This is a genomic window from Candidatus Foliamicus sp. (genome assembly GCF_965221325.1).
Lineage (GTDB): Bacteria > Pseudomonadota > Gammaproteobacteria > Steroidobacterales > Foliamicaceae > Foliamicus.
On the sequence record NZ_OZ244880.1, the window covers coordinates 1970190 to 1992210 of the forward strand.

Sequence of the window (22021 nt, forward strand, 5' to 3'; positions counted from 1 at the left end):
CCCAAGCTGGCATGGCGTGCTATAGTATCCATCCACGCTGGAAGCCAGCGTAGGCGCGGATGAGCGCGCCAACGGCAAAGCTGCCGAACCTGTTTCAAAATGCGGCGGAGAAACGCCGGTCATAACGCACTTGTGCCCCATGACCACAACGCCCGTTACGGGAGAATTTACCAATGAATAACCCGTATGCGCAGCGCGGCTGGCGCGGCCCGATTACGGTGCCCTGCGCGGTAGCGGCGTGGAACTGCCCCACCAAGGACGCGAGTCGCAATGAAAAGAATGCTTGTAAACGCCACCCAGCAGGAAGAGGTGCGCGTTGCCCTGGTCGATGGGCAACAACTTTATGATCTGGCCATTGAGCACAGAGAAAAGGAACAAAAGAAGGGCAACATATACAAGGGCCGCATCGCGCGCGTAGAGCCCAGCCTGGAGGCTGCCTTTGTAGATTTTGGCGCGGAGCGCCACGGTTTCCTGCCGCTTGATGACATCTCGCGCGAGTATTTTCTCAAGACGCCCGAACCCGGCCAGCCTCTGAACATCGCCGAGCTGGTCGAGGAAGGCCAACAGTTGGTGGTTCAGGTCGAAAAGGACGAGCGGGAAAACAAGGGCGCGGCCCTGAGCACGCTCATTTCCCTGGCCGGTCGCTACCTGGTCCTGAACGCCAACAATCCGCGCGGCGGCGGAGTGTCGCGTCAGGTGCGCGGCGATGATCGCCAGACCGTTCAGCAGCGGCTGGGCAAGCTCAAGATTCCCGAGGGAATGAGCGTGATCATCCGCACCCAGGGCAACGAACGCAGCGTTGAAGAGTTGCAATGGGATCTCGACAACCAACTGCGCACCTGGGAGGCCATCAAGCTGGCGGTGTTCGAGCGCGATGCACCGTTTCTGGTTGTGCAGGAATCGAACGTAATGCTGCGGGCTGTGCGCGACTACCTGTCCGACTCGATCGGCGAAATCGTGGTGGACGACGACTACGCCTACAACGACATACGCAGCTTCATGAAGCACACCATGCCGCACCTTTTGGAGCGGCTGCGGCGCCATGAAGGCGAGGTGCCGCTGTTCAACCGCTACCAGATCGAAAGCCAGATCGACGCCGCCTACCGCCGCCGAGTGGACTTGCCTTCGGGCGGACAGATCATCATCGATCAGCCCGAGGCGGGGATCTGCGTGGACGTCAATTCGGCCCGCGCCACCTCCGGCGACGACATTGAGCAGACCGCGCTGCAGACCAATCTCGAGGCGGCCGACGCCATCGCCCGCCAATGCCGGATTCGCGATTTATCCGGCCTCATAATGATCGACTTCATCGACATGCGGGGCGCGAGTGCGAACCGCCAGGTAGAAGACAGGCTGCGGCAAGCCACCCGAAACGAGCCGGCGCGGATCCAGATCGGCCAGATTTCGCGCTTCGGCATCCTGGAAATGTCGCGGCAGCGCCTGCGAACGTCGCTGGTCGATGCCAGCCATGAGCCCTGCCCTCGATGCGGAGGGACCGGACGCATTCGGGGCGTCGAGTCCTTGGGTCTGCATATCCTGCGCATGATCAGCGAGGAAGCAGGCAAGGAGCGCACCGCTCAGGTGGTGGCGGAGCTGCCGCTGGCAGTGGCGAACTTCCTGCTCAACGAAAAGCGGCAAGCCTTGAGCGAGATCGAGGACGTGTTCAAGATCAGCGCGGTCCTGGTAGCCAATTCAGCGATGGAAACGCCGCAATTCGCGCTGCGGCGTATTAGGGACAAGGCCGAAGAAGATGTGCCCAGCTACGAGATGGCGACGGTAACCCAGCCGCCTCCGGACGCGCTGCAGCCCAGCAGCGCAAAACCACCCGAAAAGCCCGCCGTTGAGCGCTCGCTGCCGGACACGGCGCCACCGGAACGCAAGATAAAAGCCACGGCGGCCAAGGCCAGGTCCGGAAAGAAGCGGGCCGAGGCACAAAACAAGCCGAAGCGCGGCTTCTTTGCCCGCCTGTTCGGTTTGGGGGCGAAAAAGAAGAAGAAACCCGAGCCGCCTCAAAGCAAACGCAAGCCGCCGCAACGGGCGCGGTCACGGCGCAAACCCAAGGGGCCGCCCAAGCAACAGGGCCAGGCAAGGACCGCAAAGACCAAAGCTCAGGCCGGACCGCAGGCCAACCGGGGCAAGTCGAGCGATGCGGACGGCTCACAAGCGCAAGCTCCGCGACGGCGGCGGCGGCGCCGTAGACGGCGGCCGGGAGGCGACGGGTCGCCTTCGTCCCCGCCTTCGTCCTGAGCGGCGGGCTCGTGTGCTATCCCGGAAACGGGTGTTATATCCCGTCTAGTTGACCTCGGCGGTGAGCCAGCCGTCCGGTTGCCAGTTCGACACCCGCATGTCAACGCCCATGGCCTGCGCGTAGCCGAGCAGACGCGGGCGGGTCCAATTCTCGTGAATCCATTCCTCCGTGAGGTCGAATTGGCCGAGCTGGCGGCACTTTTCCAGGACGCGCCCGAAAGGTGAACGCCAGCGGCGGGAGCCAGGGCTGGACTCGTTTTCCAGGCACAACTGATAGTGGCAAGCCGTGCGGTCGAAGATGCCGATGAGGGCGATTTCGCTTTGCCCGGATTTTTCCACCAAGCGCTTCATCATGTCGGTCAGAGGCTTCATGGTCTTGATATCGTGAGCCACGTATTCCTCCATCAGCCCATGGTCCTTGGCGAACTGCATGGCCTGCAGGCGCGCCTTGATCAGCGCATCGTTGATCTCGTGCGCATACGGCTCCACGTTCTTGAGGGTCTTGAGTACAACCGCCACCGACTTGCCGAGATCGTCCTCCCGGCCCTCGACTCCGGTAAGCATGCCCGCGAAGGCATGTGGGGGCGGGCCACCCGCCACTCCAGGGGGCGGCCCTCCCGCCGCCGCGGGGCGACCCGCCGGGGCTGCTCCGTTGTCTTTGCGCAAAGCTTGAACGCTCATGGATTACCTCGCTGGGTGGGAATCTGGTAGGAAAACATTATACGGAGCGCAATAGCTTCTCCACGCGGCGCAGGTCTTCGGGCGTATCGACTTCCGGCCCAGGGGGCGTCTCGGCGCAGGCCACCGAGACTTTCAAGCCTAGCCACAGGGCCCGCAACTGCTCCAGCCCCTCGACCTGTTCCAGCTCGCATTGCGGCGCCGCGGCAAGCTGCTCCAGCACCGAGCGCCGGTAGGCATACAAGCCCGTGTGACGCAGATAGCGGGGCGCATGGCCGGCAACAGGATGCCTGGCCGGTATCGGCGCGCGGCTGAAGTAGAGCGCCTGCCCACCGGCGTCCAGTACCACCTTGACCACGTTGGGGTCCTTGATCCGCTGCGTATCCGACAGTGGCGAGGCAAGTGTGGCAACGTCGCTTTCGAGAGCCCTTGCGGCAACGGCTTGAATGTGCGCCGGTTCGACCAGCGGCGCGTCACCCTGCAGGTTCACCACCACTTCGTCCGGAAGCACTCCAAGAACCGCGACGGCTTCCGCCACCCGATCGGAACCCGAAGCGTGATCGCCGGCCGTCAATACGGCATTACCGCCGAATTCGCGCACACAATCGGAAATCCTCTCGTCGTCGGTTGCAACCGTTACCGTCCTCGCCCCGGCTGCCTCGGCGCGCCTGTAAACGTGTTCGATCAGCGGGCGCCCCGCCAGCAGCCGCAGCGGCTTGCCCGGCAAGCGGCTGGAGGCATGGCGCGCGGGAATTACGATATGAAAGTCAGCACTCATTTGCGGAACTCAGTCCAGCAGCGCGAGCACGCGCTCCATTATCTTTTCCGCGGACTGTTTGGAAATGACCACTCGCGCAGGCGTCCACCATAGATCGCCATCGGAAACATCGCGGTACTTTACGGCGTCCTTGGCGGTCATCAACACGGGCATGCCGCGCGCAAGCAGCGGCGCCAGAGCCACGCGGCCATGATCGGGCGCCGGCACCGGCTCGATATCAAGGCCAGCTGCTTCCAGCGCCGCATGAAAGCGCTTCGGCGCCCCGATGCCGGCAAGCGCCAGGACCCTTCGGCCCGCGAATTCCCGCAAGGAACGCCGTCCGTGCCCGTTGAGCGGCAGTGCGTGATCGATTTGCAGTTCAAAGCGCAGCCCTCCAAAGGAATTGCCCGCACCTTGAACCAGCACCTCGTCCACTTCGCGCATACGCCGGGCAGGTTCGCGCAAGGGGCCGGCGGGTAGCAGCCGTCCATTACCCAAGCCCCGCGCGCCGTCGATAACGCAGAACTCCAGATCGCGCGCCATCCGATAGTGCTGCAAACCATCATCCGACAGCACCACATCGGCGCCTTCCGCCACCGCCCGGCGCGCGGCGCGGGCACGGTCGATGCATACCCAAACCGCGCATCCACACTGCATGGCGAGCATCACGGGCTCATCGCCGACCTCGGCCGGATCGGAGTCTGCTGTCACCGGCACCGGCGCGGCCTGCCTGCGCCCGGCATAGCCGCGGCTCACGATGGCCGGCCGACGGCCAAGGCGCATCAATTGATCGGCAAGCCACCCGACAATCGGGGTCTTGCCGGTTCCCCCCACGCTGATGTTGCCTATCACGACCACTGGCGAGCCGGCCCGCTCGGAATGCATCCAGCCCCTCCGGTAGAAGGCTCTGCGCAACGCTACCCCGGCGCCGAACAAGGTTGCCGCCGGCCATAGTGCGGCGCTGACCCAGCCGCGGCTTTCCCATGCGGCCGGCGGGCTAGCCCGCATGCGAAGCATTGCCGCGAAATTGCAGCCGGTAGAGACTGGCATAGTGCCCACCACGCGCCAGCAACTCGGCATGTGGACCGCTTTCCACGATGCGTCCCCTCTCCAGCACCACGATCCGGTCTGCATGCTCGATGGTGCTCAGGCGATGGGCGATAACAAGCGTGGTGCGGCCGCGCATCAGACGGTCGAGGGCATCCTGCACGTGACTCTCGGAACGACTGTCCAGGGCCGAGGTAGCCTCGTCCAGGATCAGCACGGGAGCGTCTTTCAGGAGCGCCCGGGCAATGGCCACGCGCTGCCGCTCACCGCCCGAAAGACTGAGCCCGCCCTCTCCCACCAGGGCATTCAATCCCTCCGGACGCTCTGCGACAAACTCCATGACATGGGCGGCCCGGGCGGCCTCCTCGACCGCTTGCGGCGCCGCGCCCGCCAAGGCGCCGTAGGCGATGTTGTTGGCCAGAGTGTCGTTGAAAAGCACCACATCCTGGGTAACCAACGCAATCTGTTCGCGCAGGGCCGGCAACGGCCATTGCCTGAGCGGGCAGCCGTCCAACAGCAATTCTCCCGAATCCGGCTCGAAAAACCTTGGGATTAGGCTCACCAGCGTGGACTTGCCGCTGCCGGAGCGGCCGACAATCGCTACGCGCTGGCCGGGTTCGATATCAAGGCTGATATGCTGCAAGGCGGCGGGGCCGCCGGATTCGTAAGAAAACGATACATCGACGAATTGCAGGTGTCCTTTGGCGCGAGCGGACAAATCACTTCGCGGCGCGCGCGCAAGGTCGGATTCCACAGGGCTATCCAGCAAGCCGAAAACGGAGGTGGCGGCGGCCAGGCCCCGCTGCAGCGCAGCGTTCACGTTGGTCAGGTGCTTGAGCGGCGTCATAAGCAACAGCATCGCGGCCATGAAGCCGGTGAAATTTCCGATCTCAAGCCCGTCCGCAGCCGAATACCGGGCCACGAACCAGGCTACCGAGGCTACTCCCACGGCGGCCAGCAGCATCGTCAACCCATCGCCGCCGGCTCGCGCCATGATCAGCTTCAAGTGCAGGCGCCTGTTGCTCCGGTTGGCTTCAGCAAAGCGTTCGCCTTCCCGCAACGCACCCCCGAAAACCTTGATGATGCGATGACCGCGCAAGGCCTCGTCGGTAATCCGCGACACCTCGCCCATGTTTTCCTGGATGCGGGTGCTGTAGCGCCTGAAGTGCTTCGAAAGAACACGCGCAGTAAGTGCGATCAGCGGCGCGGCCACGAACACCACCGCAGAAAGGCGAGGGCTCGCATACACCATAAAGGCCACCAGCCCCGCAACGGTAAGGCTGTCCCGAACAATGGTCGTGATCACGGTGGAAGCGGCGTCGGCAACCTGTTCGGCATCGTAGAGCATGCGCGACAGCAGTTCCGCTCGCGGAAGCTGCTCGACGCTGCGCACCGGCATGTGAAGAAACCGTTCGAACAGCAGTTCGCGCATCCGTCCCACCACCGCGCGACCGATCCGCCCAAGCTGATACGCAGAAACAAAGCCTGAAATCCCACGCACCAGGAACAATCCCAACACCGCCAAGGGCAACCACCCTTCCTGCGCCGGCGCCTCGCTGTCCAGCAACTCGGTGAGGCGCTTCACGGCAAAAGCAAACCCGGTTTCGGTGGCGGCAAACACGGCCATGGCAACAGCCGCAAACAGGAAGCCGCGCCAATGGCCACGGGTCAGCGCCGCGAGACGTCGCATTGGAGAATCGGGCCGCATACTTCGAGTTTACCTGCCTGTGGACAAATCGTCGGCTTCGGCCTCCGGTGGCGGAAACGTCCACAGCCGCGCACGGCCGCGGCGCCATTCGGTGGCCAACTCGAGGTCGCCGCCGCGCCGCACCGCAAACTGCAAGGCGCCTGCATCCCCCGTGCTCCATTGCCGCGCACCCGCAGCCGCCCAGCGAGACGACACGCTCGGGCGCGGAAATCCCCAGCGGTTGAAGAAGCCGTTGGAGTGCACCACGAAGCGCGGGCGGGTCTCCGCCACGAACGCGGCCGATGACGAACTGGCGCTGCCATGGTGGGGCGAAAGCAGCAGGTCGAATGGTCCCGAAAAAGAGGATGCCAGTAAGCGGCGTTCGCCGGCGGACTCCAAATCGCCGGGAAGCAGTATGCGCGCGCGCGCGGTTTCCACTTCGAGAACGCAGGACGCATTATTTCCGCTTGTTGCTGCGCCGCGGTCGGGACTCAACACGCGAAATCGCGCCTGGTCCACCTCCCAGCTCAGGCCCGTTTCGCAGCGCCGATAATGTTGTGCCGATAGACCATACCGGTCCGGCGCGATCAGTTCGGCTTGCGGATGCGCTGCAAGCACGCTGGCCGCGCCACCGGAATGATCGGTATCGCCGTGCGAGATCACCATCGCATGTAGCCGCCGCACGCCCAGGCGGGCCATCGCCGGCACCACCACGCTGCCGCCCGCGTCACTGGATGCGTAGCGGGGTCCCGCGTCGTAGAGAAGGTTGTAGCCCGGCGTCTGCACGAGCACGGCAAGGCCCTGCCCGACATCCAGCACGGTGACGGCGAGCTCGGGCTGGTGTGGACCTCGCTCCAGCCCCAGTGCTACTGGAAGCATGAGCATGGGCGCCGCCCACCGCAGCGGCGCAGGACGCGGCGCCAGCAGCCAGGCGATCCCGACCGCGGCCAGCAGCATCGGAAGCAGGCCGAACTCCGGCGGTGTCCAGGCAGCCAGTTCAAGACCGGCAAGTTTTCCAAGAATGGACATCACGCCATCAAGCAGATTCGCACCTTGGGTCAGCAAGAAAATACCGACGGGCGGCCAAACTAGCGCGAGCAGCAACGAACCCAGAAGCCCCGGAACAATCAGCAGCGAAAACAGAGGAATGGCGGCCAGATTGGCGGCCGCGCCCAGTAACGAGACCTCGCCAAAGAACACCAGCAGCAGCGGAACCAGCCCCAGACTGATTCGCCACTGAGCCAAGGCCAGGCGGCGCGTCCATGCCGAGGCCGCGCCCATTCTTGTTTCGCCCGCCCGGCGCGCCGTCTCGCGGGCGTCGAGGATGCCTAGCGCAAGCAATGCAACAGCGCCGAAGCTCAACCAGAAGCCGGCCGAAAGCACGGCAAAAGGATCGGGGGCCAACACCACCAGAAGTGCAGCCCCCAAAGCCGCGGAAAATCCTCCGTGGCGACGCAACTGCGCAAGGATCAGCACTGCGGAAATCATCGCCAGACTGCGCACCGTGGACACCGCGAAGCCAGCCAGAGCAGCATAGGAAGAGGCAGCAAGAAAGGCGGTCACGGCAGCGAGGTGTCCGGGCTTGAAACGGCGAAAAAAGCGCTGCACGACACGCCCGGCACCCGCGCCCAACAGCCAGGCAAAGCCGGCCACCACGCCCACATGCAGCCCGGAAATTGCGAACAGATGTGCGGTGCCCGCGCGGCGCAGCGTTTCCCAGTCGTCATTGCCGAACCGATGCCTCGCCCCGGTGGCGAGAGCAATCACGAACTTGAGCCCCGGACTCTCCGCAAGCCAGGATTCCAGCTTGTCCACCAGAGCCACGCGGAAGCACAGTAGCTTGGGGCCGCTTTCGCAGCCTGCCAATCGGCGTGGCGGAAACTCATCGCGCACATAACCGGTGGCGCTGATGTTCTCGCGAAACGCCCAGCGCTCGAAATCGAAGCCTCCGGGATTTTGCAGCCCCCGCGGAGCGCGCAAACGTGCCTTTAGCTGCCAGGTTTCGCCCGCCGCAGGCGGTGCATGGCAGTCGTACCAGCTCAATTGCACCCGCCTGAGTGGCGGGCCGCTATCCTCGATGTCGGTGAGCCGGAATCGGAAGCGACAGATGCCGGCGCTGACGCGCGGGAAGTCCTCGATTACCCCCGTCACGATGCGGTCCACGCGGCCCGCACCATCGGGCATGCGCTGCTGCAGTCGCGCTTCGGCGAGTACCAGGGATACCGCCGCGGACAGCAGCGCAACCCCGAGCAGTAAAGCCCGCATGCGCCAGGCGAGGAGCGCCCCAAGCGCAAGCAGCCCGGCAAACAGAGGCAAGTCCGGGGGCGGGGGCAGCGCCAGGAACGCAAGACATACCCCTGCGAGCCATGCGATGCCCAGCGGAAGCATTAGGCGCCGCGCTCAGCAACCTGACGCCGTCTAATCCGTCAGGAATTCAGCGACCGGCGGAAGCGAGCAAACCGTCGCGCAAGGCGAGAACCCGGTCCATGCGCCGAGCGCGGGCGAGATCGTGGGTCACCACAACCAAGGCCGCCCCAGTGTTGCGGTTGAGTTGCAGCAGCAGGTCGAACACTTGCTCGCCCGATTCCGGATCCAGGTTGCCCGTAGGCTCGTCGGCGAGAACTATGGAAGGGCGCGTAATCAGGGCGCGGGCAACGGCAACGCGCTGGCGTTCGCCCCCCGAAAGCTTGGCCGGACGATGTTCCAGGCGCTCCTCCAAGCCCACCTTCCCAAGCAATTCGCGCGCGGCGCTCATCGCCTCCTCGGTGGGCGAGCGGCGGATCAGCAGCGGCATCGCCACGTTCTCCATGGCGGTGAATTCGGGCAAAAGATGGTGAAACTGATACACGAAGCCGATATTGCGATTTCGCTCCATGCCGCGTACCGCCGGCCGCATGGCGCTGAAATTCCGGCCCTTTAGCGCTACCCAGCCGCGAGTGGGCGTGTCCAGACCGCCCAACAATTGCAACAGGGTGGTCTTGCCGCAGCCCGAGGCGCCAACCACAGCTACCCGTTCACCCCGCGCAATGGCGAAATCCACTCCGCGCAACACCTCCAGCACTCTCCCTTGCTCGCGGAAATGCCGAACCAGCCCGTGACAGGACAGGGGTGGCGCGTCAACAGCCGATCCGGAGCGATTCACGAGCTTCTCCTTCAATCCATGCGGGTGGCTTGGGCGGGATCCGTGCGCGCTGCGCGCAGAGCCGGATACAAGGTCGCGCCCAGAGACAGCAGCAGCGCCATGGCGCTCACGGCAACGATCTCGGGAATCACGATCCGGCTCGGAAATTCATCCAGACGATAGCCCGGGCTGACCAGCGTAGTGTGCAGGAACTGCTCCACCGCCGAGGCGAGCGGCCCGGCCCAGAACGCCAGCGGAAGCCCCACCGCAAGGCCGAGCGCAACGCCCATTGTTCCCGCGAGACCGCCATGCGCGGCGAATACGGTCATTACCGACCGGGGCGTTGAACCGAGGGTCCTCAGGATGCCGATATCGGGTGTTTTCTCGCGCACAATCATCACCAGGCTGGACACGATGTTGAAGGCGGCAATCGCCGCCAGCAGCGACAGGATAATAATGGTGACACGCTTGGTCATGGCGATGGAATAGAAAAAGTTGGCGTGTTCCCATGTCCAATAGCGCGCAAACAGTTGTTCGGCCCGTTCGCCCGCAATTTCGGGAAGCGCGCTTTCGACCTGCCAGGGGTCTTCGAGCATGACGCGCAGGCCGCTGGCTTCAGCGCCCAGGCCGAACAGGCGGCGCGCGTCCTCGTAATGCACCCAGGCCAGCGCGCTGTCGAAATCGTTCATGCCGGCGTGGAATACACCCGCCACCTCAAGGCGCCGCATACGGGGCGCAACTCCAGCCGGTGTGCTCCATCCCTGCGCCAGCATCAGCAGAACGTCATCGCCGGCGCCTACACCCAGGCGCTCGGCCAGCGCGCTGCCCAGCACGATCCGCCAAGAGCGGGCCTGCAACGACGCAAGGGCATCGCCGACGGCCAGACCGCCCAGTGCCCGGAATGCAGGTTCGTCGGGCTCGAAACCAAGCAACTGCACACCGGCAACGGCGTCCGTTACCGACAGGACACCCTGACCCTCTATGTAGGGCGCCGCTGATTCGACTCGCGGGTCAGCCAGCGCGAACTCGCGAAGTTCCTGCCAATCCGAAAGCTGCCCGGTCGGCCCGAGATAGCTCCCGTGCGCCACCACGTTCAGAATCCGCTCGCGCACCACCTGGTCGAAGCCGTTCATGACCGACAGGACCACGACCAGAAGCGCAACCGCAACCGCCACGCCCAGCATCGAGAGTAGCGAAACAAGGGAAACGAACCCCCCTTGGCGGCGCGCCCGCAGTTGCGCCGAAGACATCCACAATTCGAAAAACCGCACGCTGTTACTCGTAGCGCAGGACACTGGCCGGATCGACCTGCGCCGCGCGGCGGGCCGGATACCAGCTGGCCAGAGCGGAAAGCAGCAAGCCCAGGATAATGACCGAAAACACCAGCGACGCGGACAGTTCCGAGGGCACCTCGGTCAGGTAGTAGGCTTCCGCCGGCAGGAACTCGAAGCCCAGCAGTCCTTCGAGAAAGCGCATGGCGGGATCCACGTTGCGGGCCAGCCACACGCCCAGTGCACCGCCGAGCGACACGCCGACAAGCCCCGCCAATAGGCCCTGCAGGCAGAAAATCGACATGATCGCCGGAGGACGCGCACCCAGGGTGGCGAGTATGGCGATCTCCCCACGGCGTTCATTGACCGACATCACCAGCGTGGCCAGGATATTGAACACCGCGACCGCGATAATCGCGGCCAGCAGCGCGGCCATCGCGGCGCGTTCAAGCTGTACGGTGCGGAACAAGGCTTCGTGCTCGCTCATCCACGAGCGCGCGGCCAGACCCAGCCTGTTCGCCAACGCGGACGATGCAGCCCAGGATTCGACCTCGGCGGGCGTGGCATAGGGATCCTTGCCCCGCACCTCCAGGGCGCTTATGCGGCCTTGCATGCCCGCCAGCTCCGACACCTTGCGCAGGCTTGCCAGGGCCAGGCTGCTATCGGGACCCGCCACGCCCGCCAGAAATATCGCCCGCACCACCTCATCGCTGAGCCGCGGACTTCGGCCGCCCGGCCTGGGCACCAACACGCGCACGCGGTCACCCACGTCCACGCCCAAGGTCCAGGCCAGGTGCCGTCCCAGCGCAAGGCCGCCGTCTTCCGTATGGAGTTCATCCAGAGACCCTGCGATCAGGTTGCCTGACAGGCGCGCCGTTTGCCCTTCCGATCCGGCCGCCATTCCCACCAGCCGCACAGCGGCAAACCGCCGTTGCGAGGAAAGCAATCCTTCCAACTCCACAACCGGCGTTACGCTATCGACGCTGGGCAGCGCCGCTACTTCCGCAGCTACTTCACGCCAGTCCTCGCCGAGCTCAGCCACTAGCTTGACCTGGGCGTCGAATCGCAGCAGCCGATCACGCAGTTCGGAGCGAAAACCGTCCATGACCGAAATAACCACGATCAGTGCCGCAACGCCAAGCACCATTCCCACCACTGAAGCCAAACCGATAAAGGAAATGAACCGGTTGCGCGTGGGCGCACGGAGATAGCGCCAGGCTATGGCGAGGGGCAACGGCCGGAGCATGCTGCAATTCTCCCACATCGCGATTCTCGAACCGCAGTTGGCCGCTGGCGCCCGGAATTGCGCAATCGGGCGAGACATGCAGACCCTCAGCGGCGAAAATGCACTGCCCATGGAAACACCGACGCAAACTGACCGCAGAGCGGACCGGATGCTGCGGCTGAATTGGCCCAGCGCCGGCATCGCCGAAATGCAGTTGTTCAGCGTTAACGCCGGCGCTGTGCCTCTGGTTTGCGCGGAACTCATTGCCGACCATGCGGGCTCCTGCCTGGTGGTGGTGACTCCCGATCCGGGACGCGGCGAAGACCTGATGCGGCAGGTGTCCTGGCTGCGCGGAGGTTCGGACCGCATGGCGTTGCTGCCCGATCGCGAAACGCTGCCTTACGACCTGTTCAGCCCGCACTCCGAAATCGTTTCCCGGCGACTTGAGACGCTCTCGCGATTGCTCGACGCCGACGCCTCGGATGCGCCTCTGACGGTATTCGTGGCCGCGCCGACACTGCTGGACCGGTTGCCGCCCAGAAAAGCGCTGCGAAGTTGGATGAAATTCGATTGCCGGGTCGGTCAGGAACTGGATCCTCGGGAATTGCACCGACGCCTGGAAGAAGCCGCCTATGTGCGCGTGCCGCTGGTGAACGAGGCGGGCGAATACGCGGTTCGGGGCGCGCTGACCGACCTGTATCCCAGCGGAGCGCCGGCTCCGGTGCGCATCGAATTCTTCGATCTGCAAGTGGAATCGATCCGCATTTTCAACCCGGCTTCGCAGCGCAGCACACGAAACTTGAACGCGTTTCGCCTGTTGCCGGCGCGCGAACTGCCGCTGGATTCCGGCAGCGTGGAAGCGTTCCGCGACCGATTTCGCCGCCGCTTTCCCGACAATCCTGCGCGCGCGGAGGTGTACCGCAAGCTGGGCGAGGGCGTGGCGCCGCAAGGCGCCGAGAACTATCTGCCGCTGTTCTACGAGCAAACCGAAACCCTCTGGGACTACCTGCCCGCCGACAGCGCCGTAGTGCTCCTGCCCGGCAGCGAAGCCGCGATGCAGACAGAATGGGACAATGTTGCCGAGCGCTGCCGACAGCGCGCCGACGATCCGGAGCAACCCTGTCTGGCGCCCGACGAGCTTTTCGCGCCGCCCGCACTGCAACAGTCCGCGATGGACGTATTCAGGCAGGTCAAGTGCAGCGGCGACCCGTTGCCTGGCTCCGACCGAGGCGGCGTGGCGCGCAGCATGGATGTGCGCCCGGCTCCTAGTCTGCTCCTTTCGCGGAGCGACGAGCATGCGTCGCTGGAGGCGTTTGCTCGGAAACCCGGTAGGCGCATCCTGCTATCGGCGGAAACAGCCGGCCAGCGCGAACTGATCCGCGAACTCCTCCGCAGCCGCGCGCTTAAGCCACTGGAGACGCCGTCCTGGTCGGCTTTTCTCGCCTCGGCAGCTCCGCTGTGCCTTGCGGAGAGTCCCTTGGACGAAGGCATGGCGCTAGGCGACGAGATCGTGGTGCTTACCGAGCGCGAGCTGTTCGGGCGGCAACGGCCCTTGACTCGCCGGCGCCGCGGCAGCCAGCCGGAACCGGAAGCTATCCTGCAAAGTCTGGCCGACCTTTCTCCCGGAGCGCCGGTGGTACACGAAGATCACGGAATCGGCCGCTACGAGGGCTTGCAGACCATTCATGCGGGCGACGCACCCGCTGAGTTCATGTGCGTGGAGTATGCCGGCGGCGACCGCCTCTATGTGCCGGTTTCGGACATGCAGTTGATCACCCGCTACACCGGCGGAAACCCGGAGCAAGCGCCTCTGCACCGGCTAGGTTCGGATGCCTGGGCGCGGATCAAACGTCGCGCAGAGCAACAGTTGCGCGACACGGCGGCCGAATTGCTGGCGCTGCAGGCGCAGCGGACCGCGCGGCGCATGCCCGCCATGCGCGCCCCGGCAGCCGAGGCCAGTGCCTTTGCGGCGCGCTTCCCCTACCGCCTCACCGACGACCAGAAGCGCGCCGTAGAGCAGGCACTGGAAGACCTGGCCGCGGGGAAACCCATGGATAGGCTGATTTGCGGAGATGTGGGGTTCGGCAAGACCGAGGTCGCACTGCGCGCTGCGTTTGCAGCCGTCGTGGAGGGTTTCCAGGTAGCGGTGCTCGCACCCACCACGCTGCTTGCGCAGCAGCACCACCGTCTGTTCAGCGACCGGTTTGCGGACTGGCCGGTGCGCGTGGAAATGCTGACGCGCTTCGGCAAAGGCCGAACCAACGAGGCGCTGCGGCAAGACCTCAAGGACGGCCGCGTGGATATCGTGGTGGGTTCCCATGGTCTGTTGAGCCAGCGGGTTGGTTTCAAGCGGCTGGGACTGCTGGTGGTGGACGAGGAGCACCGTTTCGGCGTGCGTCAGAAGGAGCGCATCAAGGCGCTGCGTGCCGACTTGCACGTGCTCACGCTAACGGCCACACCGATTCCGCGCACCCTGAACATGTCGCTGGGCGGGCTGCGCGATCTCTCGCTGATCACTACGCCACCGCCCGCGCGCATGGCGGTGAAGACCTTCGTGACGCCCTGGCGCAACAGTCTGATCCGGGAGGCCTGCCGGCGCGAACTGCGCCGCGGCGGAGCAATCTTTTTCGTCCACAACCGCGTTCGGGACATCGACAGGATCGCCCGCGAACTCAAGACTCTGCTCGGCGACGTGCGCCTGGAGGTGGCTCACGGTCAGTTACTGGACGCAGAACTGCAAAGGGTAATGACCGATTTCTACCACCGCCGCTTTGACGTGCTGGTATGCACCACCATCATCGAGAGCGGCCTGGACATACCGCACGCCAACACCATGCTGATCAACCGAGCCGATCGCCTGGGACTGGCGCAGTTGCACCAGCTTCGCGGCCGAGTCGGCCGCTCGCATCACCAGGCCTATGCCTACCTGATTCGGCCGCACGAGAAGGAAATGACCGCCGACGCACACAAGCGCCTTGAGGCCATACAGGCGGCAGGCGAGCTGGGGGCGGGTTTCCTGCTGGCCACCCACGATCTCGAGATCCGCGGCGCCGGAGAACTGCTTGGCGAAGAACAGTCCGGGCAGATACAGCAGGTCGGCTTCAGCCTCTACAACGACATGCTGACCAGGGCCGTGGAGGTTTTGCGCGGCGGCGACACGGGCAAGAGCGATGTCGTCGCTGCGGCGCATCTGCGCGCCGACGTGGAACTGCATGTTGCCGCGCTGGTGCCGGAAGACTACATGCCGGATGTGAACCAGAGGCTGAGCTGGTACAAGCGCATCGCCTCGGCGAGCGGCGCGGGACAACTCGACGAATTGCAGGTGGAACTCGTGGACCGTTTCGGGCCGGCGCCGGAGGCGGCCCGAAATCTGTTCCGCCAGTCCCGCATCCAGCAACGCATGCGCGGGCTGCGCATCCGGATGCTGGAGGCCGCGGCCCGAGGCGGCGAGATCGAATTTCACCCGGACACCCCCGTGGACCCGATGCAACTGGTAGCTCTCGCACAGCGGCAGCCGCAGGAGTTCGCTTTGCGGCCGAATGGCGCGCTGAAGTTCCGGGCCGCGCTGGACGATTCCGACCGGCGCTTCCGCTATGTCGAACGCCTGCTCACGACCCTCGAACAATCCAGCCCAACTTCGTAAACCGTAAACTTGGCCACATGATGCCGCTTGTACGCCGCCCAAGAGCCAGAAAGCCCGCCCCGTCGCACCTGCTGCTATGCGCTGGGCTGGCCTGTGCAACGCTGGCTGGCCCGCCTGCGCTTGCCCAGGAGGACGAGTTCCGCGTGGCGCTGGAAGTCCTCGTTTTTCTGCATCTCGATCCGGAGGCCAGCACCGAAGAGTTGGGCGTACAGCCACCCGCTCTTCCGGCGCCGCAAACCTATCCGGCGCCGCTTGCGCTGCCGGATTCGGGCGCAGTCACGCCACCCGCTCCGACCGGCTTGCTGGCACTCACCCGCGCCCAGTACGCGATGGAAGGTATCTGGTCTACGATGCGACGCAGCGCGGAATACCGGCCACTGGCGCATTTCGCCTGGGCCATGCCCGCCGGCTGGGACGGACAGCCGATTCCCTTGCGCCTGTCGACGCTATCCGCAGTGACGTTGCCCTTCAGCGGTGTGGCATCGCTGCGCGAGAACAGGTTCGTGCACTTGACGCTTGATCTTCGCCTACCTGACGACGAAAACGAAGGCACAGTGTTCCAGCTTGCCGAGAGCAGGCGTCTGCTGCTGGAAGAGATCCACTATTTCGATCATCCCCGCTTCGGGGCGGTTGCGAGACTGTTCCGCTATCGGGAGTCGCCGCAGACCGACGACCAGGGCTGAAGGCGGAACCCACCCGACCGCCGGGCGCCTGGCCTGCAAATTGGTCTTAGCGCGCGCGGAGAAGCGCGGCCAGACGCTCGGCTCCGCCGGGCCTGGGAGCCAGATTCCAGTTGGCCAATAGTTCGCGCGCGCCTTCAGGGTCATTGCATATCGGCAGCATGTCGCATCCGGCCCGCAAGGCCGCGGCTACTCGTTCGTCCAGCGCGCCAGCCTGGGCGGCGCCGTGCATCGACAAGTCGTCGGCGAAAATCGCGCCGGCGAAACCGATACGCTCACGCAGTTCATGCTTGAGCCAGCGAGACGAGTAGCACGGCGTGGCCGCATCCACCGCGTCATATCGCACATGGGCGGTCATGAGCGCCGCCAGCCCATTGCCGACCAGCGTCTCGAACGGCAGCAAGTCCGCGCGCAACGATGCATATTCCCTTTTGTCCACGGGCATTTCATCGTGCGAATCGGCTTCCACCCAGCCATGCCCCGGAAAATGCTTGGCCACGCAGACCATGCCGCCCGCCCGCGCGCCGGCGTGGAACGCCAGGCTCAACTCCGCCACAACCTCCGGGTCGTGGTGCAGTGCGCGGTCGCCGATCACCGCGCTGCGTCCGTAATCGATATCAACGACCGGAGCGAAGCTGAAGTCGATGTCCATCGCACCCAGTTCCAGAGCCAGCAAGCGTCCTCTGGCGCGCGCCATTTCGCGCGCCTTCCCGGAATCATCATCGAAGGCCTCGCCCAGGGCTCGGGCCGGCGGAAGCGACGAGAACCCTGCCCGCATGCGCTGCACCCTCCCGCCCTCCTGATCAACGGCGACCAGCATTGGGCGTCCTGCTGCGGCGCGAATGGACGCCACCAAGCGCCGTATCTGCGCGGGCGAACGGCAGTTGCGAGCAAACAAGATGATGCCACCCACCGCGGGATGAGCCAGCATCACCTGCTCGTCATCGGTGACGGTCTCGCCAGCCAAATCGATCATCAGCGGGCCCACCGGCGTACGCCCTCAGGGACGGATATCGACTCGGCACCCAGGGCGCACAAGATCGAACAGGTCAATGACGTCCCGATTGCGCATCCGCACGCAGCCATGCGACCTCGGCACCGACATCGGCTCGGAATCGGGCGTGCCATGGATATAGATGTGGCGGCGCATGCTGTCGAAGCGCCCAAGCCTGTTCAAACCGGGCTGCTCGCCGCACAGCCACAGAATCCGGCTAAGCACCCAGTCGCGCGAAGGGTGTTTGCGGGCCAGTTCCTCGGAGTAGATTTCGCCGGTGGGCCGGCGGCCTACGAAAACCGCGCCTTCGGGCTGTCCGGCGCCTATGCATGCGCGAATCCGGTGACGGCCGCGCGGCGTGCCGAGACTGCCTTGCAGCTCGCCGGGGCCGAAGCGTGAGGTTGATACGGGCCATTGCTGGCGTGTTTCCCCGCTGTCCACGAGCTTGAGGACTTGCCGCGAAATCTCGACTACGATTTCAGTCGACACTTGTGCTCCTGTGGCATGGCCATGCGCTGTACTGCGCATGCGATACGCTGCCAGCCCCAGCCTTCTCTTCGTCCCCACCTCGCGGGAGTGTTGGAGCCAGGGATGGCGGAACCAAGCCAGGGACGGCGTCTCCCGCGAGGTGGGGACGAAGAGAAGGCGAATTCAAAGCACCCTACCCCGCAGCTTCCCGCTGCTGAGACTGTTCAGCCGCGTCGGTAGCTGATTCTTCGGCGGAAACTTCGGCCGAGGGCTCGCTGGCCTGGGCGTCCGCTGCGCTGTCGTCTGGCGACTCGCTCTCGCTGTCCTCGGGCGGCTCGCGTTCTCCGTCTTCGGGCTCTGCTTCCAGTTTGCCGGCAAATTCATTCAGATGCTCCTCACCGCTGGCCTTGAGCACATCAATCAGCAGCCCGTACTCTTCGTCCAGATTGTCTTGGGTGAAATTGCCCCTCAGGAACTCAAAGTGCAGAAACACCAGGTAGGTGTTCAGGGCGTCTTCCAGGCAGTAGCGCCGAATATCACCGATACGTCCTTCGAGGTGGGCATCCATGACGCTGCTGCCCTGCATCAGGTTCTTTCCCGGCAGGCCCAGCAGCGCGCTGGCTTCGCGCAGGCTGGGGCGCCCGCGTCCCTGGAATCCTGATAGTGCATCCATAAGATCGGTATGACGCCAATGGAAGCGCGACATGTAGTTATTGAACCGGAAAGCCCTTTCCTTGAGGCCGGTCTCCCAATACACGCCGGCCTGCACTTCGTGGCGCAGCGCGCGAAAGTTAAGCACCGGCAGATCAAAAGCCGCACCGTTCCAAGTCACGAGATCGGGCACATAGTGCTCCAGGCCACGAAAGAACCGCGTGATCAGGTCCTGCTCCGGCGCGTTCTCTTCGCCCAGCACCAATGGACGCAATCCTTCCTCGTTGCGCAACACTACCGCTATGGCCACCACCCGATGCTGAATCGGGGGCAGAAAATCCAGGCCGGTACGCTGCTGATAGTGATGCAGCATGGCACGCATCACCTCCGCATCGTCCAGCTCGCCATCAAGCCCGTAGAGGGCCCGCCCCATTTCCGCGTCCGGTACCGTCTCAATATCCAGAATCAGCTTGGCTTTCATCCCCTACCCCCCTGCCTTCAGTCACCAGTATGGCCGTGGCCACCACAAGACCGGCCTCGTCAGTCAAACTCAGGTAGCCGCCGCTGACCCCCGCGGCGGCGCACACGGTCTTGCCGCGTGACGAAAAAATGATTTCCGGCCGACCACGCCTGTCATGCTTGACCCCCGCATCACGCACCCACATTCCGTAGCGAAAGCCGGTTCCCAACGCCTTCACGATCGCCTCCTTGGCCGCGAAACGCATGGCCAGAAAGCGGACCGGGTTCTTTGTTTCCACGAATTTCTTCTGCTCGGAGTCCATCAGCACTCGGCGCGCAAAGCGCTCGCCGAAGCGCCGGTAGACGCGCTCCACCCGGTCGATCCGCAACAAGTCCGTCCCGATCCCGAAAATCATGCAGTCCCCCGGCCCGCCTGCTCCTCGCGCGCTTCGTTCATCAACTGCTTCATGCGCCCAACGGCGGTGGAGAAACCACAAAATATCGCTTCCGAAACAATAGCATGACCGATATTGAGTTCGGCGATCTCCGGTATGGCGGCCACCTCGGCGGTGTTTCCGTAGTGCAGCCCGTGACCCGCGTTGACCACCAGACCCAGGCCCGCGGCCAGCCCGGCAGCGTTGCGGATGCGCTCCAGTTCTTGGCCTGCCTGCGCCGCATCCGCAGCGTCGGCGAACGCGCCCGTATGCAGTTCAACAACGGGCGCGCCCACGGCAAGCGCGGCGCGCAATTGCGCCTCTTCAGGATCGATGAACAGCGAAACGCGAACGCCCGCCTGCGCCAGCCGGCTGCAAACGCTCTTCAGCACGCCGGTCTGCCCGAGCACGTCAAGCCCCCCTTCGGTAGTGAGCTCCTCGCGTCTTTCCGGCACCAGACAGCAGTCCCTCGGCCGCCAACGTTCCGCCAGCGCCACCATTTCTCCAGTGGCCGCCATTTCCAGGTTCACCCGCATCCCCGGCGTGTCGATCAGGCGCTGAACGTCACGGTCCTGAATGTGCCGGCGATCCTCCCGCAGATGCACGGTGATGTAGTCCGCGCCTGCCGCCAGGGCCTGCCGCGAGGCTTCCACGGGGTCGGGATAGTCGGTCTTGCGCGCCTGCCGCAAGGTGGCCACATGATCCACGTTCACTCCAAGAAGGATCGTCACCGGCTCACACCTCAATTCGATTGCGCAGTCCAGACTTGCAAGTTTGGCAGTTCATGAAAATACCAAAAGCGATGCGCAAACTATCGCTTCCAATTCGTTGAAAAGTCCAGCTCCTGAACCAATTCGAACGTATTGCGGCAGCGAATGCCAAATGTCTTGCACACGTCTGGAATGCGGCGATTCGCTCTTTGCTGCGAGGGTTTCGATACTTCAGTCGTTACGATCGTACGATCAACCGGGTCCAGTAGCGCGTATGACATCAAGAATGGGTCCCGCCCCAATTTCACGATTTCGTCGTCGGTCAAGTCGGGCGCATAGCCTTGCTCGGTTATCCGCGACACCAGCTCGGGATCGGCCGCCTCATTCAAGAGAAGAGCCTTTTCTGTGCCTTGGTCTCTTGCCCACAGTGCGAGTTGGTCTTCGCCGGCCTTTATCTCCTCGTATATCTCTATCGGGATTTTGACGCACTCGGCTTCTCCCTGATGAACAAGCCATTCCCAATACTCCGGTACACGGTCGATCGAGTAATAGTCCCGATTGGCATCGATTAAAACGTTGGCGTCCAGCAAGTAGATCACCGGGACTTTCTAAGCAGCGCGACTAGCTTTGCCAACACTCAGCAAGTTCTGAACTTGCTTCGCCTTTACGCCCAGGACCATCCCGGCCTTGGTAGTAGTTAATGCACCCGCGCGCATCATCCGCTGCACGACATGGATAAGCCCACCGCCCAATCGATGATGGCGTACCGTGTAGAAATTGGCGCCCCCCTCTTGGCCACGTGCGCGTTCACGTCGCACTTCTCGATTCTCAAGCCACTCATCTCGAAACCGAGTGCTGAGACGTTGCCAGATGTTCCGGTGAATTCGCTGTGCTCGATACAACTTGTACGTCACCATGGAGCGGCTGAGATTGCGCTCGTTAGCAAAGATGGTGACGGCATCGGATATGGAGTCTTCATTGTCGATGTCCGGGAGCCGAAGTTGCCGCAACTCATTCTCCGGAAGCAGAAACTCTCCGGCAACGTCGTTACAGAATTGCTCAATGGTCGAATCTGCAGCGTCGGCGCTGACACCTGTCTGGCCTAGCCAAAGATGGGCAAGTTCATGCAGCAGCGTAAAAGACCAAGCCGTTTGAGCGTCTTGGTCGTTGATAACCACAAAGGGGGCCACAGGATCGGAAAGAGCAAAGCCGCGAAACGTTCGTAGTTCTATTGCTGTGTGATAGCTGCCCAAGTTCCCGGCCAAAACTACATAAACGCCAATGCTCTCAACAGCCTTGCGCAGTTCCCTGAAAGCCTCGCCGGCACCCCCTTGCGCCTTCCGGAACTCCTCAAGTGTTATTGGCAACGCCTGACGGATGGACTCGACAACGGCTTGAACCCCGTTGTTGGTCGTCTTGCTGCCAATGAATGCAAGCTCATTCCCTTCTTCTTCGTCTTCCAGCGCAGCACGAAGCAGGCTCTGCCGTGCCCCGACACTCCGAATCAATGCGTCGAGCAAAGCATCATCCCTCGGATCGTATCCGCTTGGCAAAGTCCGATAATCGTTGCCACGATCACCCTTTTGGGGGACATTGGACAGATAGAACGTGAGTAACGGCCGCCGATACTGCTTTGCCATGCGGACAAGCAAGGCTCGCGTTGGAGCCGTTTCGCCGGTCTCAAGTTGTTGCAATCGCTCCGCCGGGGTCGACGCTTTGGTCCGGCCTAACGCGATCTTTTTCGCTGCCTCTTCAGGTTCAAGACCGGCAGTTTCGCGAGCCCAGCGCAGAATTGCCGGGTTGACGTGTACTTTGCTCATCGCGTAACCATTCGGACCTCGTTAACCGATTGGCTGCATCAGCAGAGGTGATGTTGAGATTCCGGATCTGTGCGGCAGCGTGCCGAAAGTGATCTCTGCTTTCCTCTGGAACCAATTCTAACCGGATTG

The 22021-nt window shown here is 63.7% G+C and carries 18 protein-coding genes; 3 read left to right on the top strand and 15 right to left on the bottom strand.

Going from position 1 to position 22021, the window contains the following annotated elements; all coding sequences use genetic code 11:
- The first annotated feature begins 270 nt into the window (after nt 1-270).
- Nucleotides 271-2247 carry an Rne/Rng family ribonuclease gene (locus ACWCOO_RS08425; protein ID WP_446830544.1) on the top strand — a complete coding sequence of 659 codons (1977 nt, stop codon included), beginning with the start codon at nt 271-273 and terminating at the stop codon, nt 2245-2247.
- Between the two features lie 45 nt (nt 2248-2292).
- Here the strand turns inward: ACWCOO_RS08425 and ACWCOO_RS08430 are convergent, their stop codons facing one another.
- The 8 genes from ACWCOO_RS08430 to ACWCOO_RS08465 are packed head-to-tail and all read right to left on the bottom strand — an operon-like array spanning nt 2293 to nt 12054.
- The gene (locus tag ACWCOO_RS08430; protein WP_446830545.1) at nt 2293-2928 is read right to left on the bottom strand and encodes a hypothetical protein; all 636 of its coding nucleotides are present in this window, start codon (nt 2926-2928) and stop codon (nt 2293-2295) included.
- A gap of 37 nt (nt 2929-2965) precedes the next feature.
- A complete protein-coding gene (gene kdsB, locus ACWCOO_RS08435) occupies nt 2966-3703 on the bottom strand; it encodes a 3-deoxy-manno-octulosonate cytidylyltransferase (protein WP_446830546.1) in 738 nt (245 codons plus the stop codon).
- Nucleotides 3704-3712: 9 nt separating this feature from the next.
- Complete coding sequence (lpxK, locus tag ACWCOO_RS08440) at nt 3713-4690, bottom strand: tetraacyldisaccharide 4'-kinase (RefSeq protein ID WP_446830547.1); 978 nt, start codon at nt 4688-4690, stop codon at nt 3713-3715.
- On the bottom strand, nt 4680-6419 hold the full coding sequence (gene msbA, locus ACWCOO_RS08445; protein WP_446830548.1) for a lipid A export permease/ATP-binding protein MsbA: 1740 nt from the start codon (nt 6417-6419) through the stop codon (nt 4680-4682). The genes lpxK and msbA overlap by 11 nt, the downstream gene beginning before the upstream one ends.
- Nucleotides 6420-6446: 27 nt before the next feature.
- On the bottom strand, nt 6447-8804 hold the full coding sequence (locus ACWCOO_RS08450; RefSeq protein WP_446830549.1) for a DNA internalization-related competence protein ComEC/Rec2: 2358 nt from the start codon (nt 8802-8804) through the stop codon (nt 6447-6449).
- A 46-nt stretch (nt 8805-8850) separates the two neighbouring features.
- Nucleotides 8851-9558, bottom strand: a complete 708-nt coding sequence (locus ACWCOO_RS08455; protein WP_446830550.1) for an ABC transporter ATP-binding protein — start codon at nt 9556-9558, stop codon at nt 8851-8853.
- Between the two features lie 11 nt (nt 9559-9569).
- Complete coding sequence (locus ACWCOO_RS08460; protein ID WP_446830551.1) at nt 9570-10808, bottom strand: ABC transporter permease; 1239 nt, start codon at nt 10806-10808, stop codon at nt 9570-9572.
- Nucleotides 10809-10812: 4 nt separating this feature from the next.
- On the bottom strand, nt 10813-12054 hold the full coding sequence (locus ACWCOO_RS08465; protein ID WP_446830552.1) for an FtsX-like permease family protein: 1242 nt from the start codon (nt 12052-12054) through the stop codon (nt 10813-10815).
- Between ACWCOO_RS08465 and mfd the strand changes: the two genes are divergently transcribed.
- Together mfd and ACWCOO_RS08475 are read left to right on the top strand one after the other, a co-directional pair.
- Nucleotides 12053-15676, top strand: coding sequence for a transcription-repair coupling factor (mfd, locus tag ACWCOO_RS08470; protein ID WP_446830553.1), 3624 nt, complete (start codon nt 12053-12055; stop codon nt 15674-15676). The genes ACWCOO_RS08465 and mfd overlap by 2 nt on opposite strands.
- Nucleotides 15677-15693: 17 nt before the next feature.
- Nucleotides 15694-16359 carry a CsiV family protein gene (locus ACWCOO_RS08475; protein ID WP_446830554.1) on the top strand — a complete coding sequence of 222 codons (666 nt, stop codon included), beginning with the start codon at nt 15694-15696 and terminating at the stop codon, nt 16357-16359.
- Between the two features lie 46 nt (nt 16360-16405).
- Here ACWCOO_RS08475 and nagZ read toward each other — a convergent pair whose 3' ends face one another.
- From nagZ to ACWCOO_RS08510, 7 genes are all read right to left on the bottom strand, one after another.
- Nucleotides 16406-17332: a beta-N-acetylhexosaminidase gene (gene nagZ, locus ACWCOO_RS08480; protein WP_446830555.1), complete on the bottom strand. Its 927-nt coding sequence runs from the start codon at nt 17330-17332 to the stop codon at nt 16406-16408.
- Between the two features lie 24 nt (nt 17333-17356).
- Entirely contained in the window at nt 17357-17839 is a 483-nt protein-coding gene (locus tag ACWCOO_RS08485; RefSeq protein WP_446830556.1) for a L,D-transpeptidase family protein, read from the bottom strand.
- A 172-nt stretch (nt 17840-18011) separates the two neighbouring features.
- Complete coding sequence (locus ACWCOO_RS08490; protein WP_446830557.1) at nt 18012-18950, bottom strand: 3'-5' exonuclease; 939 nt, start codon at nt 18948-18950, stop codon at nt 18012-18014.
- Complete coding sequence (acpS, locus tag ACWCOO_RS08495; protein ID WP_446830558.1) at nt 18922-19344, bottom strand: holo-ACP synthase; 423 nt, start codon at nt 19342-19344, stop codon at nt 18922-18924. Before acpS ends, ACWCOO_RS08490 begins: the two co-directional genes overlap by 29 nt.
- Nucleotides 19341-20093 carry a pyridoxine 5'-phosphate synthase gene (pdxJ, locus tag ACWCOO_RS08500; protein ID WP_446830559.1) on the bottom strand — a complete coding sequence of 251 codons (753 nt, stop codon included), beginning with the start codon at nt 20091-20093 and terminating at the stop codon, nt 19341-19343. Before pdxJ ends, acpS begins: the two co-directional genes overlap by 4 nt.
- A gap of 80 nt (nt 20094-20173) precedes the next feature.
- Nucleotides 20174-20671 (bottom strand): DUF4411 family protein, encoded by a 498-nt coding sequence (locus ACWCOO_RS08505; protein ID WP_446830560.1) that lies wholly within the window; start codon nt 20669-20671, stop codon nt 20174-20176.
- A gap of 9 nt (nt 20672-20680) precedes the next feature.
- Nucleotides 20681-21892 carry an ImmA/IrrE family metallo-endopeptidase gene (locus ACWCOO_RS08510; protein WP_446830561.1) on the bottom strand — a complete coding sequence of 404 codons (1212 nt, stop codon included), beginning with the start codon at nt 21890-21892 and terminating at the stop codon, nt 20681-20683.
- Nucleotides 21893-22021 lie beyond the last annotated feature (129 nt).